Genomic DNA, 17,303 nt, shown 5'->3' with positions numbered 1-17,303 from the left:
AGCCGCAGGCGCAGCGAGTTCAGCGCCGCCCGCGAAAACCCTCGGAGCGAGGGAAACCCCGGCCCGCACAGCGGGCCGGGGTCGCGGCAGTCGGGCGTGTTTCTTGGTGACTTCTTTGCACGAGCAAAGAAGTCACTCGGGGCGCGCTGGCGAGTCAGCGCAAGGCAGTATGTGGACCGGAGCCACCGTAAACACCGGATGCCGAACCAGGCCCAGCCACCACCAGGCAGGAAGCGGGCCGGAGGCAGTGCAAACACCCGATGCCGAACCGGGCGCGACCCAAGGGGGGGTGGTCGGGGAAAACCCGGGTCAGGCGGACCCGTCGAGCTGCGCCGCGAAATGCGCCGGCGCGTAGCCTTCCTGCTTGCGCAGATAGTCGGCCAGCTGGGCCGCAAAGTCGGCCGGGACCGAGTCCCGCACGGCCGGCATCTCGCGCAGCCGCTCCCAGCGCTGCGCCAGCCGTGGAAACGCCTCCGCCTCCCAGGGGCTGTCCGGGTCCGCAAGCAGCGCATAGCGCATCAGGATCGGTGCCAGGGTCGCGTCGATCAGCGAGAAATCCGGGGTGGCCAGGCGATCATCCCGCGTCATCTGTTGTTCCAGGCGCTCCAGCCCGCGCGCGGCCGTATGGCGCGCGAGCTCGAAGGCGTCCTCGGTGGCGGCCGTCATCCAGTGATACTGGGCGAAGGTCTGTTCCGAGAGGTACTCGATCCACGCCCGGGTGCGGGCCTGTTCCAGGGGGTCCACCGGCATCAGGGCGGGCGGGGTGATGGCATCGATATACTCGTTGATCACCGCCGACTCGAACAGCACGGTGTCGTCGTCGACGATCAGCACCGGCACCTTGCCGAGCGGCGAGCGCGCGCGGAACCACTCCGGCGGGTCGGCCAGATCGATCAGGCTCAGTTCGAACGGGGCCTGCTTGTATTTCAGCGTGATCACGCTACGCTGGACAAACGGACAGATGGCGAAACTGATCAGGTGCAGATGCGGCAGATTCATGAGGGTCCTTGGCGTCCTGGGTCGGGGCAGGTCACGGTCCGGATGACCGCGGAACGTCGGTGCCTGGCCTGGAAAGGTTGCGCATTGTCCCCCCTCGCGCAGGCCCGGGGAAGCCTTGGCCAGGGGTAGCGGCCACCACGAGGCGCCCAGCGCCGGGCTGCGGATCGACAAGTGGCTGTGGGCCGCGCGTTTCTACAAGACGCGCGGGCTGGCCAGCGAAGCGGTTGGCGGCGGCAAGGTCCACGTGAACGGCGAGCGCTGCAAGCCGGCGCGGCGCGTGCATCCCGGTGACCGCCTGACGATCCATCGGGGCCCGCAGGTCTGGGAGCTGGACGTGGTGGGGCTGAACGAGCAGCGCCGGCCGGCCCGCGAGGCACAGGCTCTGTACGAGGAGACCCCGGAGAGCCAGGCCCGGCGCGAGGCGGAAAGCGAGCGCCGCCGGGCCGAGCGCGCGGTGGCGGACAGTGCGCCCAGCCGCCGGCCGGACAAGCGCGAGCGGCGCAAGATTCGCCGTTTTATTCGCCAGGATGACAGCGACAGGAGCGAATCCGAGTGACATCCCTCGAAGGCAGTGGCCCTCCGGTGACCCCGCGTGTGGCGGTGGATCTGGTGATCCGTCATCCGGCCCAGCCCGGTCGGGTGCTGGTGATCGAGCGGCGCAACCCCCCGCATGGCTGGGCGCTCCCCGGGGGCTTCGTCGACGTTGGCGAGTCCGCCGAGCATGCCGCGGTGCGCGAGGCGCGCGAGGAGACCGGGCTGGAGGTCGAGCTGGAGGTGTTGCTGGGCGTTTATTCCGACCCGGAGCGCGATCCGCGCGGGCATACCGTCAGCGCGGTCTATATCGCCCGTGGCCGGGGCGAGGCGAAGGCCGCCGACGATGCCACCGACTGCGCCTGGCTGGACCCGGAGGATCCGGATCCGGTCCTGGTGTTCGATCACCGGCGCATCCTCGATGACTACCGCCGCTGGCGTCTGACCGGTGAAACCGCCGCGCCACGCCCGGTGCGAAAAGCGGGATGAAGCCGGCCAAGCTGTTACCATACGGCGCTTTCGACCACCGCTACGGTATCGCGTGACAAAGGCTGACCCCGCAACCCCGACTCGACCCGACAGCGAGCTGCCGGAACCGCGCGTCTACGAGCGCGCGGATCACGGGATCTCGCGCGCGGCGATCGACGACAACGCCCTGAAGGTGCTCTATCGCCTGCGCGACGCGGGTTACCGTGCCTGTCTGGTGGGCGGCGGCGTGCGTGACCTGCTGCTGGGCCGCGAACCGAAGGATTTCGACGTTGCCACCGACGCGACGCCCGAGCAGGTGCGCGGGCTGTTCCGCAACTGTCGCCTGATCGGGCGCCGCTTCCGCCTGGCGCATGTGCTGTTCGGGCGCGAGATGATCGAGGTGGCGACCTTTCGCGCCCCGCATGACGACGAGTCCGGGGACGAGGGCCAGGTGGCACTGAGCGAGGAAGGACGCATCCTGCGGGACAACCGCTACGGCACCATCGAGCAGGACGCGATCCGCCGCGACTTCAGCGTCAACGCCCTGTACTACGACATCGAGGACTTCTCGGTGCTGGATTACACCGGCGGGGTCGAGGATCTGCGCGCGGGCGTGCTGCGCCTGATCGGCGACGACGTCGAGACCCGGCTGCGCGAGGACCCGGTGCGCATGCTGCGGGCGGTGCGTTTCTCCGCCAAGCTGGGGCTAACCATCGCACCGGAGGTCGAGGCCGGCATCCATGAGCTGGCCTCGCTGATGCAGACCGTGGCGCCCGCGCGGCTGTTCGACGAGGTGATCAAGCTGTTCCACAGCGGTGCGGCGGTGACCTGCCTGGACGAGCTCGAGCGCTTTGGCCTGTTCGAGGCGATGTTCCCCGAGGCGGCGGACTGCTTTGCCGATCCGGATGTCGGTCCCGAGCGGCGCCAGTTCCTGGTCGAGTCGCTGCTGAACACCGACAAGCGCATCAACGAGGGGCTGGGCGTGAACCCGGCCTTCCTCTATGCCGCGATCCTGTGGGCCCCGGTTCAGGTGGCCGCGGCGCAACGGATTGACGACGGCGAGCAGGAGATCCCCGCCTGGCAACAGGCGATGGCCGAGGTGCTCGATCGGCAGGTGAAGACGGTCTCCATCCCCAAGCGCTTCAGCCTGATTGTGCGCGAGATCTGGGAACTGCAGGCGCGCCTGGAGCGCCATCGGGGCGGCCGCGCGCTGCGCCTGCTGACCCATCCGCGTTTTCGCGCCGGCTACGACTTCCTCTGTCTGCGCGCCCGTGCCGGCGATGCCGACCCCGAGCTGTGTCGCTGGTGGACCGAGATCCAGGAGCAGGACGAGGCCGGTCAGAAGGCCATGGCCGGGGCCCCGAAGGGGCCGAAAGGTGACGGCAAATCGGGTGCCAAGGGCAAGTCGCGGCGCGGTGGTCGTCGTCGGCGCCGGGGCCGCAAGGGTGGTGGCGAGAACGCGGGAACGGCCTCGAAGCCGGATGCCGGGGGTGGCGAGTGAGCACGGCCGATCACGGCGTGCAGGCCTTCATCGGGATCGGCGCCAACCTGGGCGAGCCCGAGGCGCAGGTGCGCGACGCGTTTGACCGTCTGGCACAGGAACTGCCGCAGACGCGCCTGACCGGGCGTTCCCGGCTGTTCCGCAACCCGCCGATGGGCCCGCAGGACCAGCCCGACTACGTGAACGCAGTGGCTCGGCTGCACACCCGTCTGGAGCCGCTGGACCTGCTGGCGGGTCTGCAGGCAATCGAGTGCGCCTGCGGCCGCAAGCGCGACGGCAGCCGCTGGGGGCCGCGGCTTCTGGATCTGGACCTGTTGCTGTTCGGTGAACAGTCGCTGGATCTGCCGGGCCTGCAGGTGCCGCATGCCGGCATCGCCGAGCGTGATTTCGTGGTCCTGCCGTTGCTGGAGCTGGCGCCTGGTCTGCAGATCCCGGGTGCGGGCCCGCTGGAGGGGCTGGCGCGGCGCTTCGACGGCGCGAGCCTGATTCCGATCGCGGAGCCGGAGGTGAGCATCGCGGCGGCGGAGGGACGCCGATGAGCCTGGGCGATTTCGATTTCATCGCGGTCGAGGGGCCGATCGGGGTTGGCAAGTCCAGCCTGGCGAAACGCCTGGCCGAGCACCTTCAGGCCGAGGGCATCTTCGAGGCGCCGGACGAGAATCCGTTCCTCGACCGCTTCTACCAGGAGCCGGACAAGCACGCCCTGGCGACCCAGCTGCACTTCCTGGTGCAGCGCGTGCGCCAGCTGACGCCAGTGGCGCAGAAGGGGCTGTTCGAGCAGCGGCACGTGTCCGACTATCTGATGGACAAGGACCCGCTGTTCGCCGAGCTGAACCTGCACCCCGATGAGCTGGAGATCTATCGCGAGATGTTCCGGCACCTGCGCGGCGGCCTGCCGCGTCCGGACCTGGTGATCTACCTGCAGGCGCCGGTGGACGTGCTGCAGGAACGCATCCGCCGCCGGGCACGACCGTACGAACGTCACATCGAGGCCGGTTACCTGGAACGGCTGAACGCCGCCTACGCGGAATTCTTCTATCATTTCGAAGGACCGGCGCTCGTGATTGTGAACGCCACCGAGATTGACTGGGTGAACAACCCGGCCGATTTCGACCAGCTGGTGCAGTTTCTGGAGCCGATCCAGGGCGGGCGGCACTACTTCAACCCGTTGCCCATCTCGCTCTAGAGGGTGGCAAGCCGGACTGCCCGGGAGGCATGAACATGCGGCCGATTACCGTGAACACCCTGGCCCGGCGCAAGCAGGCCGGCGAGCCGATCGCCTGCCTCACTGCCTACGACGCGGCCTTCGCCGGGCTGCTGGACCGCTGCGGGGTCGACGTGATCCTGGTCGGCGATTCGCTCGGCATGGTGGTGCAGGGCCACACGACCACCCTGCCGGTGACGCTGGACGACATGGTCTATCACGTCGCCAACGTCGCGCGCGGCAGCGAGAACGCCCTGATCATGGCGGATATCCCGTTTCTGGGCGATGTCGATGTCGCCACCGCCCTGGCCCAGTCCGGGGCACTGCTGCGGGCCGGGGCGCACATGGTCAAGGTCGAATGCGGGGCGGTGGAGGTACCGATCGTGGAACGCCTGGTGTCCGCCGGCATTCCGGTCTGCGCCCACCTTGGGCTGACGCCGCAGGCCGTTCACCGCTTTGGTGGCCACCGCGTGCAGGGGCGCGATCCGAAGGCGGCGGCCGAGATGGAATCCCTGGCCGCGCGCCTGGAGAGTGCGGGGGCGCAGGCCCTGCTGCTGGAGGGCATCCCGGAGAGCCTGGCCGATGCCATTGTGCGCAGCGCCGGGGTGCCGGTGATCGGCATCGGCGCCAGTCCGCGCTGTGACGGCCAGGTGCTGGTGCTGTCCGATGTGCTTGGCCTGACCCCCGAGCCGCCGCGCTTCGCGCGGGATTTCCTCGCCGAGGGGGGCTCCCTGGAAGGCGCGGTACGCGCCTACTGCGACGCCGTGCGGACCCGGGCGTTCCCGCAATCCGGCGTCCATACCTTTACCTGACACGGAAGCCCGAGCATGAGAATCCTGCGTGATCGGCCACAGCTGGTGGCCATGCATCGAGAGTGGTCGCGCAAGGGGCGCGGCACCGTGGCGCTGGTGCCCACCATGGGCAACCTGCACGAGGGGCACCTGACCCTGATCCGGCATGCGCGGGCGCGCGCCCAGCGGGTGGTGGTTTCGATCTTCGTGAATCCGTTGCAGTTTGATCGCGCCGAGGACCTGGAGCGTTATCCGCGCACCCTGGAGGAGGATGCCCGTCTGGCGACCGATGCCGGCGTGGATGCGCTGTTCTGCCCCAGCAACGAGGACATGTATCCCGATGACGGCATGCCCCCGGTGCGCGTGGTCGTGCCGGGGCTGTCGGAGATCCTCGAGGGGGACTACCGACCGGGGCACTTCGACGGGGTGGCCACCGTGGTGACCAAGCTGTTCAACCTGGTGCGCCCGGACCTGGCCCTGTTCGGCGAGAAGGACTTCCAGCAGTTCAAGCTGATCGAGCGCATGGTGCAGGGGCTGGACATCCCGACCCGGGTGGAGGCCATCCCCACGGTGCGCGAGGCGGACGGTCTGGCCTTCAGCTCGCGCAACCATCAGCTGTCGGAGGCCGCCCGTGCGGTAGCCCCCGAACTCAAGCGGGTGCTGGACGAGGTCGCGATGGTCTGCCGTACCGCCACTGTGTTCGACGCCGACCGCATCCCCGAGGTCGAGGGACGGGCCTGCGAACGACTGCGCGAGGCCGGTTTCGATCCGGAGTACCTTTCCATCCGCCGCGCCGAGGACCTGCTGGAGCCGGCCTCGGGCGTACCGCTGGCTGAGCAGGACCTCGTGGTCCTGTCCGCCGCCTGGCTGGAGGACGTGCGCCTGATCGACAACGTCCGCACCCGCCCGGCCTGATCCTTTTTGGCAACCACGAAGCAAAGAACGTTCACAGGAAGACGGGAAGATTTGAAGAGGGCCGGATGGCCCTTGATCGTCTACGCACCGCCAATCAAGAATCCCTTCCTGTCTTCCAGCCTTCCTGTTAATGGCCCTTGAATTTCTTCGTGCCTTCGTGGGCTTCGTGGTGAAAAAACATTGACCCGAACGGGCGGGTTTGCCGTGGTCGCCGGGATCGCGGATAATTTTCCGCCCTTCCGAGGTACAAGCCGGGAATTCGCCGTATGGTTGTCACTATGCTGAAAGGCAAGCTGCATCAGGGCCGGGTCACGCATTGCGAGCTGGAGTACGAAGGCTCCTGCGCGATCGATACCCGCCTGCTGGAGGCGGCCGGCATCCTGCCGTTCGAGCAGATCCAGATCTACAACATCGACAATGGCGAGCGCTTCACGACCTACGCGATCGAGGGCGAGGCCGGTTCCGGCATCATCTCGGTCAATGGCGCGGCCGCGCACAAGGCGGCGGTGGGCCATCGCGTGATCATCTGCGCCTATGCTCAGATGGAGGCCGCCGAGGCCCGCGAATTCACCCCCGACCTGGTCTATCTCGACGCCGCCAACCGGATCATTCGCACCGGTCACGGCATCCCGGTCCAGGCCGCCTGATTTCCCTCTCCTCCGCGCACGGCCCGCCCGCAGTTGTCGGGCCGGGGGCGCGCCGCTATCCTCGACGCCCATGAATCTCCACGAATTTCAGGCCAAGGCGCGCTTTCGCGACGCCGGCATCCCCGTTCCCGACGGTCAGGTGATCACCGCGATCGATGCACTACCCGGCGCCTGGCAGGCGCTGGGTACCGAGCGCGTGCTGGTCAAGGCCCAGGTCCACTCCGGCGGTCGTGGCAAGGCCGGCGGCGTGGTGATGGCGGATTCCCTCGATGCGGCGCGCGCGGCGGCGGAGAACCTGCTGGGTTCGCGCCTGGTCACCGGCCAGAGCGGCCCCGAGGGGCTGCCGGTGGACCAGCTGCTGCTGGAGCCGGCGGTGGATATTGCCCGCGAATTCTACTTCGCCATGCTGGTGGACCGCGCGCGCGAGCGCCTGGCGCTGGTGGTCTCCGCCGAGGGCGGCATGGATATCGAGACGCTGGCGGCCGAGCGCCCCGAGGCGGTCGTGACCCTGCCGATCCATCCGGCCACCGGGGTAATGCCGTTTCATGGCCGCCGGGTGGCCTCGACCCTGGGCCTGGCCGGCGCCGCCGCCAAGGCGATGGCGCAGCTGGTGACCAACGCGCATGCCCTGTTCCAGCAGCTCGATGCCCAGTTGCTCGAGATCAACCCGCTGGTGCTGACCGGCGATGACCGGCTGCTGGCGATCGACGCCAAGCTGACCATCGACGACTCCGCAGCCTACCGCCAGAAGGCGCTGTTCGAAGAGCGCGACGCGCGCCAGCGCGACCCGGCCGAGGAACAGGCGCACGAGCACGACCTCAATTACATCCGCCTGGATGGCTCCATCGGCTGCATGGTCAACGGTGCCGGCCTGGCGATGGCGACCATGGACCTGATCCAGCACCACGGCGGCGAACCCGCCAACTTCCTGGATGTCGGTGGCGGCACGACGGTGGAGCGGGTGACCGCGGCCTTCAAGCTGATCCTGTCCGATGCCTCGGTGAAGGCCGTACTGGTCAACATCTTCGGCGGCATCGTGCGCTGCGACCTGATCGCCGAGGGGATCATCGCCGCGATCCGCGAGGTGCAGGTCCAGGTGCCGGTGGTGGTGCGCCTGGAGGGCACCAACGCCGAGCAGGGCCGCAGTGCGCTGGCGAACTCGGGCCTGGACGTGATCCCGGCCGCTGATCTGGACGCGGCAGCTCGGGCCGCCGTGGAGGCCGTGGTATGAGCATCCTTGTCGACCGCGACACCAAAGTGATCTGTCAGGGCTTCACCGGAAAGCAGGGCAGTTTCCACTCGGAACAGGCCATCGCCTACGGCACCCGCCTGGTCGGGGGCGTGACCCCTGGCAAGGGCGGGCAGACCCATCTGGATCGGCCAGTGTTCGATACCGTGGCCGACGCGGTGGCGACCACCGGCGCGACCGTCAGCATGATCTACGTGCCGGCCCCGTTCGCCGCGGACGCGATCTGCGAGGCGGCGGACGCCGGGATCGAGCTGGCGGTCTGCATCACCGAGGGCATCCCGGTACAGGACATGGTCCGGGTCAAGCAGGTGCTGGCCGGCAGCCCGACGCGCCTGATTGGCCCCAACTGCCCGGGCATCATCACCCCGGATGCCTGCAAGGTCGGGATCATGCCCGGCTACATCCATCGCCGCGGGCGCATCGGCATCATCTCGCGCTCGGGTACGCTGACCTACGAGGCGGTCAAGCAGACCTCGGACCTTGGACTGGGCCAGAGCACCTGCGTGGGCATCGGTGGTGACCCGATCCAGGGCCTGGACTTTGTCGACTGCCTGCGCCTGTTCCGCGAGGATCCGGAGACCGACGGCGTGCTGATGGTGGGCGAGATCGGTGGCGACGCCGAGGAACGCGCCGCGCGCTTTATCGCGGACGAATTCGACAAGCCGGTTGCCGCCTATATTGCCGGCGCCACCGCACCGCCGGGCCGGCGCATGGGCCATGCCGGGGCGATCATCGCCGGTGGTCAGGGCACCGCGGCGCAGAAGATGACCGCCCTGCGCGAGGCCGGTGCGACCGTGGCCGAGAGCCCGGCGGAACTGGGCGCCGCGATGCAGTCCGCACTGGTCTGATCCGCGGATGAGCGCCGATTCGCCCCTGCGTCTGGCCCTGGCCCAGATCAACCCGGTGGTGGGCGGTCTGGAGGACAACCGCCACCGCATCCTCGAGGCGATCGAACAGGCCCGCGCCGGCGGCGCCCGCGCAGTGGTGTTCCCCGAACTGGCGGTCACCGGCTACCCGCCGGAGGACCTGCTGCTGCGTCCGGCGTTTCTGCTGGGCGTGGAGCGCGTGGTGACTGCGATCACCGAGGCGGCGCGGGGTATCGATGTGATCCTGGGCGCCCCGGTGCACGGGGAGGCGGGCCTGATCAACGCGGCGCTCTGGCTGCGCGACGGGGCCTGCATCGCGCGCTATGCCAAGCAGGTCCTGCCCAATTACTCGGTGTTCGACGAAGAGCGCTACTTCGTCGCCGGCACCGAGGCCTGCGTGGTCGAACTGGACGGCTGGCGGGTCGGACTGACGGTCTGCGAGGACATCTGGCAGCCGGGTCCGGCGACCGCGGCGCGGGCCGCCGGGGCCGAGCTCCTGCTGAATCTCAACGCGTCGCCCTACCACCGCGGCAAGGCCGAGGAACGCCTGCGCGTGGTGGGCCAGCGCGTCGCCGAGACCGGTTGCCCGGTCGTCTACGTGAACCAGGTAGGCGGCCAGGACGAGCTGGTCTTCGACGGTCGTTCTTTCGTGCAGGATCCGGTCAACGGCGCGCGGGCCGTGCTGCCGGCCTGGGCGACCGGCCAGGGGCAGGTGGAGGCGCGCCGCGGGGTGCAGGGTCCGATTCTGCACCCCCGCGACGAGCACCTGCACCTGTCCGCCTGCGGCATCCGGCCGACCCTGACCGACCCCGGTCCGGAACCGGACGAGGCCGATGCCCGCGACCTCTACCAGGCGCTGATGATCGGCATCCGCGACTACGTGACCAAGAACGGCTTTCCCGGGGTGCTGCTGGGCCTGTCCGGCGGGATCGACTCCGGGCTGACCGCGGCGCTGGCCACCGACGCCCTGGGCCCGGCGGCGGTCACGGCCGTGATGATGCCCTATCGCTATACCGCCTCGATCAGCATCGAGGACGCCGAGGCACAGGCCCGGCTGCTGGGGCTGGAGTATCACGAGATCGCGATCGAACCGATGGTCGAGAGCTTTATGGCGGGGCTGGGGGATGCCCTGTCCGCGTATCCTGCCGGGGCGGGGGACGTGACCGAGCAGAACCTGCAGGCGCGCGCCCGGGGGGTGCTCCTGATGGCGCTGTCCAACCGCAGTGGCAAGCTGTTGCTGGCCACGGGCAACAAGTCCGAGATGGCGGTGGGCTACTCCACGCTGTACGGCGATATGAATGGCGGTTTCGCGCCGCTGAAGGATGTCTCCAAGCAGTGGGTGTATCGCCTGGCGCGCTGGCGCAACACGCGCGGGCCGGCGATCCCGGAGCGGGTGATCGAACGTCCGCCCAGCGCGGAGCTGGCGCCGGATCAGCAGGATGCCGACTCGCTGCCGCCCTACGAGGTGCTGGACGCGATCCTCGAGGCCTTTGTCGAGCAGGAACGGTCCGTCGCCGACATCGTCGCGCAGGGTTTTGACCGCCCCACGGTGGAGCGCATCGCCCGCATGGTGTTCATCGCCGAGTACAAGCGCCGCCAGGCCGCGCCCGGGATACGGGTCAGCCCGCGCGCCTTTGGCCGCGACCGGCGCTACCCGATCACCTCCGGCTACCGCCCGGACTGATCCGCTCCGACGCGCGCAGAGTTCACCACGAAGCACACGAAGGCACGAAGAAGGTCAAGGACGGTTCACAGGAAGACAGGAAGTACCGAAGGTTCTGAATGGGGTGTCCCGGGCTGCGGTCTTAGGGCCCCGACAATACTGACTCGGTGCCTCGCTCCGTCCGACGTATCCGAAACGGCGGCATATTGCGGACCGGAAAGGACTTCCCCGATCAACCACAGGCCCTCTTCCAGCCTTCCCGTCTTCCTGTTAAACGCCCTTGACCTGGCCCTTCTTCGTGCCTTCGTGTGCTTCGTGGTGAATCCAGAGCAGCGTCGAACGTCGCGAGCAGGCGAGGACCACAGCGCGGGGCCGGGGGTTTGATACACTTTCAGGGGTGAGACAAGCGCCTGCGCAGCGGGCACAACCAAAGGGATTCGCATGAAGAAGATCGAGGCGATCATCAAGCCGTTCAAGCTGGAAGATGTCCGCGAGGCCCTGACCGAGATGGGTATCGCCGGGATGACCGCGACCGAGGTCCAGGGCTTCGGGCGCCAGAAGGGCCACACCGAGCTCTACCGGGGCGCGGAATACGTGGTCGATTTCCTGCCCAAGGTGAAGCTGGAACTGGTGGTGGACGACGACCGGGTCGACCCCTGCATCGATGCGATCGTGAAGGCCTCGCGCACCGGCAAGATCGGGGACGGCAAGATCTTCGTCTCCGACATGTCGCGCGTGGTCCGCATCCGCACCGGCGAAGAGGGCAGCGAGGCCCTCTGAACGACGCGGATTCTCCGGCGCTTTATGGATCTACCACGAAGCGCACGAAGGCACGAAGAAGGTCAATGGCGGTTAACAGGAAGACCGAAAGAGGGGAAGGGTGATTGGGGTGTGGGGTTGGCTGGTGTCTGTCGCAGCCCCGAACGTACGCAATATCCGTGGCGGCCAAACCCGTTCAACCTTCCAGTCTTCCCACCTTCCTGTAGACGCTTTTCCCTCTGTGCCGTAGCGGACTGAACGAGTGCCCGGGGGCTCAGTTGGTGAGGAAGGGGATGCGGTCCATCACGCGCCACAGGCCGCGGCGTTCCTCGCGTTCCAGTTCCACCGGCTCGCCCGCGCGCACGGCCACGGCCACGTCCGGATAGTTCAGCTCCAGCACGGTCATGGTGTTCTCGGCGTGATCGTCCAGGCCGAGCTCGGTGTAGGCGCGATGCAGCACGGCCAGGGCCTTCGGCATGACCTCGGAGCCGGGGTATACGGCCACCACGTTGCGGGCGCGCTGCGCGGCGGCGACCCAGGCGGTGCGTTCCATGTAGAACTCGGCCACCCGCAGTTCGTAGGCGGCCAGCGCATTGCGGATGTAGATCATGCGCTGGTAGGCGTCCGGGGCGTAGCGGCTGTCGGGAAACTCGCGGATCAGGCGGTCGAAGTCCTGGAAGGCCTGGTCGAAGGGCTCCGGGTCCATCTCGGCGGGGTCGCGCGGGAACAGGTTGGCGAGGAAGCCCTGCTGGCGGTTGAAGTTGATCAGCCCGCGCAGGTAGTACGCATAATCCAGGTTCGGGTGGCGCGGGTTCAGCTGCACGAAGCGGTCCACCGCGGCCAGGGCGGGTTCCGGCTCGCCGGCCTTGTAGTAGGCGTAGGGGATCTCGATCTGCGCCTGCTGGGCATAGCGCCCGAAGGGATAGCGCGCCTCGAGTTTTTCGTAGTATTCGACGGCCTGGTCGTAGTTGCCCTCGTTCAGGGCGTTCTTGGCCTCGCCGTAGAGCTGGCTGGCGGACCAGCCGAGCGTGGGGTCTTCGCGCCCGGCACAGCCGGCGACCACGAGCGCCACGATCAGAACGACGAGCAGGCGCGACAGGTGCGGGACAGAAATCACGGCGAGGCCTCACAGATGAACCGAAGTGCAGGGATTCTACAACATCAAGCCCCGGTGGCGACGAGCGGGAGGCCGCGCAATGAGTGAACCGCGGGAGGCCTGTCTGCCGGAAGAAGCGGCGGGACAGCGCCTGGATGCCGCGCTGGCGCGGCTGTTCCCGGAGTACTCGCGCAGCCAGCTGACCCAGTGGCTGAAGGAGGGCGCGCTGCGGGTGGATGGTGGCTCGCCCCGCCCGCGCACGCCGGTGCGCGGGGGCGAGCGGGTCGAGCTGACGGCGCCCGAGGCGCCGGTGCTGGAGGCCCGGCCCGAGGCCATTGCGCTGGACATCGTGTACGAGGACGCCGCGGTGCTGGTGGTCAACAAGCCCGCCGGGCTGGTGGCCCACCCGGCGGCCGGGCATCGCGACGGCACGCTGGTCAATGCCCTGCTGCACCACGCCCCGGAGCTGGCGCAGCTGCCGCGCGCCGGGGTGGTCCACCGCCTCGACAAGGACACCACCGGCCTGATGGTGGTCGCGCGTACGCCCGAGGCCCAGACCGCCCTGGTGCGCCAGTTGCAGGCGCGCAGCGTACACCGCGAGTACCGCGCCCTGGTCCAGGGCCGAGTGATCAGCGGGGCCACCATCGACGAGCCGATCGGGCGTCATCCGGTTGATCGCAAGCGCCAGGCCGTGACCGCGGCCGGCAAGCCCGCGGTCACGCATTACCGAGTGGCCGAGCGCTTTCCCGCGCACACCCTGCTGAACGTGCGCCTGGAGACCGGGCGCACCCATCAGATCCGTGTGCATATGGCACATATCCGCCACCCGATTGTGGGGGATATGACCTACGGCGGTCGTCCGCGCCCGGTGAAGGGCATGGGCGAAGCGGCGAAGGCGACGGTCGCGGCCTTCAAGCGCCAGGCCCTGCATGCGGCCCGCCTGGAGTTCGAGCATCCGGAGACGGGCGAGCCCTGCGCCTTCGAGGCCCCGCTGCCGGAGGATTTCGAGGCCCTGCTCGCGGCCCTGCGCGCCGATGCCCGGGAGGCCGGGGATGTCTGAGGCCCTGCCGCTGTTGAAACCCGGGCCCGGGGAACTCCCGGCCGGGGTGCACGCGCTGCAGACGACCCGGACGGGTGGCGTCAGTACCGGGCCCTGGGCCGCGCTGAATCTGGCCCTGCATACTGGCGATACCCCGGATCACGTGGCGGAAAACCGGCGCCGACTGGAACAGTCCCTGGGGTGCGCCGCGCCCATCGCCTGGCCGCGCCAGGTCCATGGGACGACCGTGATCACCGCCGATGCCCTGCAGGCGGCGCTGAAGGCGGGCGATACGCCCGAGGCCGATGCGGTGGTCAGCGACCGGCCGGGGGCGATCTGCGCCGTGCAGACCGCCGATTGTCTGCCCGTGGTGCTGGCGACAGTGGACGGCGCAGCGGTCGGGGTGGCCCACGCCGGCTGGCGCGGGCTGGCCGATGGCGTGCTGGAGGCCACGATCACGGCCCTGGAATGCCTGCGTCCGGGAGTGCCCGTTCAGGCCTGGATGGGGGCGGCGATCGGACCGGAATCCTTCGAGGTCGGGCCCGAGGTGCGCGAGGCCTTTCGGGCGCAGGATCCGGAGGCCGATGCCGCGTTTCGGCCCGGTGCCGGGGGGCGCCTGCTGGCGGATCTCTACCGGCTGGCGCGCCAGCGGCTGCAGCGGGCCGGTGTGGCGCAGGTCGCCGGCGGGGGCCGCTGCACCTTCACCGAGGCGGAGACCTTCTATTCCTATCGTCGCGACGGAGCGACCGGCCGCATGGGCACGCTCGTGTGGTTCGCCCCCGACCCCGCGCGATAGCCACCTGTCACTGCGAGGCCCTGCCAGGGGCCGTGGCAGTCGCTGGATGCACCCCGACGCTGGTTTCGCGGCGAGCCTCGGCTCTGGCCCCGCGCAGCGGTTTCCGCGCGTCTATCCTTGAAGCCGGGGGGATTGTCCCCAACGTTGGTGTCAGTTCAACAAGATTCGACCGAGGGGTTTCCCAATGCGAATGGATCGCCTGACCACCAAATTCCAGTCCGCCATCGCGGACGCACAGTCGCTCGCGGTTGGCCGCGACCATCAGTTCATCGAGCCGTCCCACCTGCTGCTGGCCCTGCTGGACCAGGAGGGGGGCACGATCCGTCACGTGCTCGACCGCGCCGGCGCCAACGTGCGCCAGTTGCGCTCCGCTTTGGGCGAGGCGCTGGATCGCCTGCCGAAGGTGGAAGGCGCCGCGGGCGAGGTGCATGTCTCCAATGACCTGGGGCGCATGCTGAACGTCTGCGACAAGCTCGCCCAGGAGCGCAAGGACCAGTACATCCCCAGCGAGCTGTTCCTGCTCGCGGCGATCGACGAGAAGGCCGGTGTCGGCGAGATGCTGCGCAACGCTGGCGCCAACAAGGACTCCCTGGAGAAGGCCGTGGAGGACATGCGCGGCGGGGCCCAGGTGGACGACCCGAACGCCGAGGAGAACCGCCAGGCCCTGGACAAGTACACCATCGACCTCACCGAGCGCGCCGAGCAGGGCAAGCTGGACCCGGTGATCGGCCGTGACGAGGAGATCCGCCGCTCGGTCCAGGTGCTGCAGCGGCGCACCAAGAACAACCCGGTGCTGATCGGCGAGCCGGGTGTGGGCAAGACCGCGATCGTCGAGGGCCTGGCCCAGCGTATCGTCAACGGCGAGGTGCCGGAGGGGCTCAAGGACAAGCGCGTGCTGGCGCTGGACCTGGGGGCGCTGCTGGCCGGGGCCAAGTACCGCGGCGATTTCGAGGAGCGCCTGAAGTCTGTGCTCAAGGAGCTGTCGCAGGAAGAGGGTCGCGTGATCCTGTTCATCGACGAGATCCACACCCTGGTGGGCGCGGGCAAGGCCGAGGGCGCGATGGACGCCGGCAACATGCTCAAGCCGGCCCTGGCGCGCGGCGAGCTGCACTGCATCGGCGCGACCACGCTGGACGAATACCGCCAGAACATCGAGAAGGACGCCGCGCTGGAGCGCCGCTTCCAGAAGGTGCTGGTGGACGAGCCCACGCAGGAAGACACCATCGCCATCCTGCGCGGGCTGAAGGAGCGCTACGAGGTCCACCACGGGATCGAGATCACCGACCCGGCGATCGTCGCCGCCGCACAGCTGTCGCAGCGCTACATCACCGACCGGCAGCTGCCGGACAAGGCGATCGACCTGATCGACGAGGCCAGCTCGCGCATCCGCATGGAGATCGACTCCAAGCCCGAGTCCATGGACCGGCTGGAACGGCGCTTGATCCAGCTGAAGATCGAGCGCGAGGCCCTGAAGAAGGAATCCGACGACGCCTCGAAGAAGCGCCTGGGCACGCTGGAGGAGGAGATCGAACGCCTGGAGCGCGAGTACTCCGACCTGGAAGAAGTGTGGAAGTCCGAGAAGGCCTCGGTCTCCGGGGCGGCCCAGTTGAAGGAAGAGCTCGAGCGCGCCCGTACCGAGCTGGAGACGGCCCGCCGCGCCGGGGATCTGTCGCGCATGTCGGAACTGCAGTACGGCCGTATCCCGGACCTGGAGAAGTCCCTCGCCATGGCTCACGAGATGGAGAGCCAGGAGACCCAGCTGCTGCGCAACAAGGTCACCGACGAGGAGATCGCCGAGGTCGTCTCGCGCTGGACCGGCATCCCGGTCTCCAAGATGCTGGAGGGCGAGAAGGACAAGCTGCTGCGCATGGAAGAGGCCATTGGTGACCGCGTGGTTGGTCAGTCCGAGGCGGTGCGCGCGGTGGCCAACGCCATCCGCCGCTCGCGGGCGGGCCTGTCCGACCCGAACCGCCCGAACGGCTCGTTCCTGTTCCTTGGCCCGACCGGTGTGGGCAAGACCGAGCTGACCAAGGCGCTGGCCGGGTTCCTGTTCGACACCGAAGAGGCGATGGTGCGCATCGACATGTCCGAGTTCATGGAGAAGCACTCCGTGGCGCGGCTGATCGGGGCGCCCCCGGGCTACGTCGGCTACGAGGAGGGCGGCTACCTGACCGAGGCCGTGCGCCGCAAGCCGTACTCCGTGATCCTGCTCGACGAGGTCGAGAAGGCGCACCCGGATGTCTTCAACGTGCTGCTGCAGGTGCTGGATGACGGCCGCCTGACCGACGGGCATGGCCGCACCGTGGACTTCCGCAATACGGTGATCGTGATGACCTCCAACCTGGGCTCGCAGCAGATCCAGGAGATGGCCGGCGAGGAGAACTACGCGGCGATGAAGGGCGCGGTGATGGAGATCGTCGGGCAGCACTTCCGTCCCGAGTTCATCAACCGGGTGGACGACGTGGTGGTGTTCCATCCGCTGGAGCGCGAACAGATCCGCGCGATCGCCGATATCCAGCTGCAGTACCTGCGCAAGCGGCTGGAAGAGCGCGACCTGGGCCTGACCATCACCGACGCCGCGCTGGATCACCTGGGGGCCGCGGGCTTCGACCCGGTCTACGGGGCGCGCCCGCTCAAGCGGGCGATCCAGACCCAGCTGGAGAACCCGCTGGCGCAGTCGCTTCTGGCCGGCGAGTTCGGCCCCGGCGATACCATCGAGGTGGACATGGCCGGCGAGCAGCTGGCCTTCACCCGGGCGGCGGCCGCGGCCTGATCCGTC

The 17,303-nt window shown here is 68.7% G+C and carries 17 protein-coding genes; 15 read left to right on the top strand and 2 right to left on the bottom strand.

Translation table 11 applies throughout. The features are described from left to right. Positions 1-309: 309 nt before the first annotated feature. Entirely contained in the window at positions 310-999 is a 690-nt protein-coding gene (locus tag D107_RS0112865) for a glutathione S-transferase family protein (protein WP_018875871.1), read from the bottom strand. A gap of 115 nt (positions 1,000-1,114) precedes the next feature. On the opposite strand from D107_RS0112865, the gene D107_RS0112860 reads away from it, so the two are divergent. From D107_RS0112860 to D107_RS0112805, 12 genes are all read left to right on the top strand, one after another. Continuing rightward, on the top strand, positions 1,115-1,555 hold the full coding sequence (locus tag D107_RS0112860) for an RNA-binding S4 domain-containing protein (RefSeq protein WP_017940403.1): 441 nt from the start codon (positions 1,115-1,117) through the stop codon (positions 1,553-1,555). Beyond that, positions 1,552-2,019 (top strand): NUDIX hydrolase, encoded by a 468-nt coding sequence (locus D107_RS0112855; RefSeq protein ID WP_017940404.1) that lies wholly within the window; start codon positions 1,552-1,554, stop codon positions 2,017-2,019. Before D107_RS0112860 ends, D107_RS0112855 begins: the two co-directional genes overlap by 4 nt. A 52-nt stretch (positions 2,020-2,071) precedes the next feature. Further along, positions 2,072-3,499 (top strand): polynucleotide adenylyltransferase PcnB, encoded by a 1,428-nt coding sequence (gene pcnB, locus D107_RS0112850; protein ID WP_018880153.1) that lies wholly within the window; start codon positions 2,072-2,074, stop codon positions 3,497-3,499. After that, on the top strand, positions 3,496-4,038 hold the full coding sequence (folK, locus tag D107_RS0112845; RefSeq protein WP_018880152.1) for a 2-amino-4-hydroxy-6-hydroxymethyldihydropteridine diphosphokinase: 543 nt from the start codon (positions 3,496-3,498) through the stop codon (positions 4,036-4,038). Before pcnB ends, folK begins: the two co-directional genes overlap by 4 nt. Then, the gene (locus D107_RS0112840; RefSeq protein ID WP_018867136.1) at positions 4,035-4,685 is read left to right on the top strand and encodes a deoxynucleoside kinase; all 651 of its coding nucleotides are present in this window, start codon (positions 4,035-4,037) and stop codon (positions 4,683-4,685) included. Before folK ends, D107_RS0112840 begins: the two co-directional genes overlap by 4 nt. 35 nt (positions 4,686-4,720) lie before the next feature. Then, positions 4,721-5,515: a 3-methyl-2-oxobutanoate hydroxymethyltransferase gene (panB, locus tag D107_RS0112835; protein WP_018881638.1), complete on the top strand. Its 795-nt coding sequence runs from the start codon at positions 4,721-4,723 to the stop codon at positions 5,513-5,515. A gap of 15 nt (positions 5,516-5,530) precedes the next feature. After that, on the top strand, positions 5,531-6,409 hold the full coding sequence (panC, locus tag D107_RS0112830; RefSeq protein ID WP_018881637.1) for a pantoate--beta-alanine ligase: 879 nt from the start codon (positions 5,531-5,533) through the stop codon (positions 6,407-6,409). A 266-nt stretch (positions 6,410-6,675) separates the two neighbouring features. Further along, positions 6,676-7,056, top strand: a complete 381-nt coding sequence (gene panD / locus D107_RS0112825) for an aspartate 1-decarboxylase (RefSeq protein WP_026280257.1) — start codon at positions 6,676-6,678, stop codon at positions 7,054-7,056. Between the two features lie 70 nt (positions 7,057-7,126). Then, entirely contained in the window at positions 7,127-8,287 is a 1,161-nt protein-coding gene (gene sucC, locus D107_RS0112820; protein WP_018881636.1) for an ADP-forming succinate--CoA ligase subunit beta, read from the top strand. Then, on the top strand, positions 8,284-9,153 hold the full coding sequence (gene sucD / locus D107_RS0112815) for a succinate--CoA ligase subunit alpha (protein WP_018878278.1): 870 nt from the start codon (positions 8,284-8,286) through the stop codon (positions 9,151-9,153). The genes sucC and sucD overlap by 4 nt, the downstream gene beginning before the upstream one ends. Before the next feature lie 7 nt (positions 9,154-9,160). Beyond that, positions 9,161-10,855: an NAD+ synthase gene (locus tag D107_RS0112810; RefSeq protein WP_018880150.1), complete on the top strand. Its 1,695-nt coding sequence runs from the start codon at positions 9,161-9,163 to the stop codon at positions 10,853-10,855. A gap of 420 nt (positions 10,856-11,275) precedes the next feature. After that, on the top strand, positions 11,276-11,614 hold the full coding sequence (locus tag D107_RS0112805; RefSeq protein ID WP_017940393.1) for a P-II family nitrogen regulator: 339 nt from the start codon (positions 11,276-11,278) through the stop codon (positions 11,612-11,614). A 253-nt stretch (positions 11,615-11,867) separates the two neighbouring features. Here the strand turns inward: D107_RS0112805 and D107_RS0112800 are convergent, their stop codons facing one another. Beyond that, the gene (locus tag D107_RS0112800; RefSeq protein WP_018881635.1) at positions 11,868-12,710 is read right to left on the bottom strand and encodes an outer membrane protein assembly factor BamD; all 843 of its coding nucleotides are present in this window, start codon (positions 12,708-12,710) and stop codon (positions 11,868-11,870) included. A 79-nt stretch (positions 12,711-12,789) separates the two neighbouring features. Here D107_RS0112800 and rluD point away from each other — a divergent pair, with 79 nt between their 5' ends. The 3 genes from rluD to clpB all read left to right on the top strand — a co-directional run bounded on the left by rluD (position 12,790) and on the right by clpB (position 17,297). Next, the gene (rluD, locus tag D107_RS0112795) at positions 12,790-13,749 is read left to right on the top strand and encodes a 23S rRNA pseudouridine(1911/1915/1917) synthase RluD (RefSeq protein WP_018880148.1); all 960 of its coding nucleotides are present in this window, start codon (positions 12,790-12,792) and stop codon (positions 13,747-13,749) included. Further along, complete coding sequence (pgeF, locus tag D107_RS0112790) at positions 13,742-14,524, top strand: peptidoglycan editing factor PgeF (protein ID WP_018881634.1); 783 nt, start codon at positions 13,742-13,744, stop codon at positions 14,522-14,524. Before rluD ends, pgeF begins: the two co-directional genes overlap by 8 nt. Before the next feature lie 190 nt (positions 14,525-14,714). Then, positions 14,715-17,297: an ATP-dependent chaperone ClpB gene (gene clpB, locus D107_RS0112785; RefSeq protein ID WP_018875859.1), complete on the top strand. Its 2,583-nt coding sequence runs from the start codon at positions 14,715-14,717 to the stop codon at positions 17,295-17,297. Positions 17,298-17,303: the final 6 nt, after the last annotated feature.

It is taken from the genome of Thioalkalivibrio sp. ALE30 (genome assembly GCF_000377465.1).
Lineage (GTDB): Bacteria > Pseudomonadota > Gammaproteobacteria > Ectothiorhodospirales > Ectothiorhodospiraceae > Thioalkalivibrio.
The sequence above is the reverse complement of the archived record's forward strand: the minus strand, read 5'-3'. Positions and strand labels throughout refer to the sequence as shown.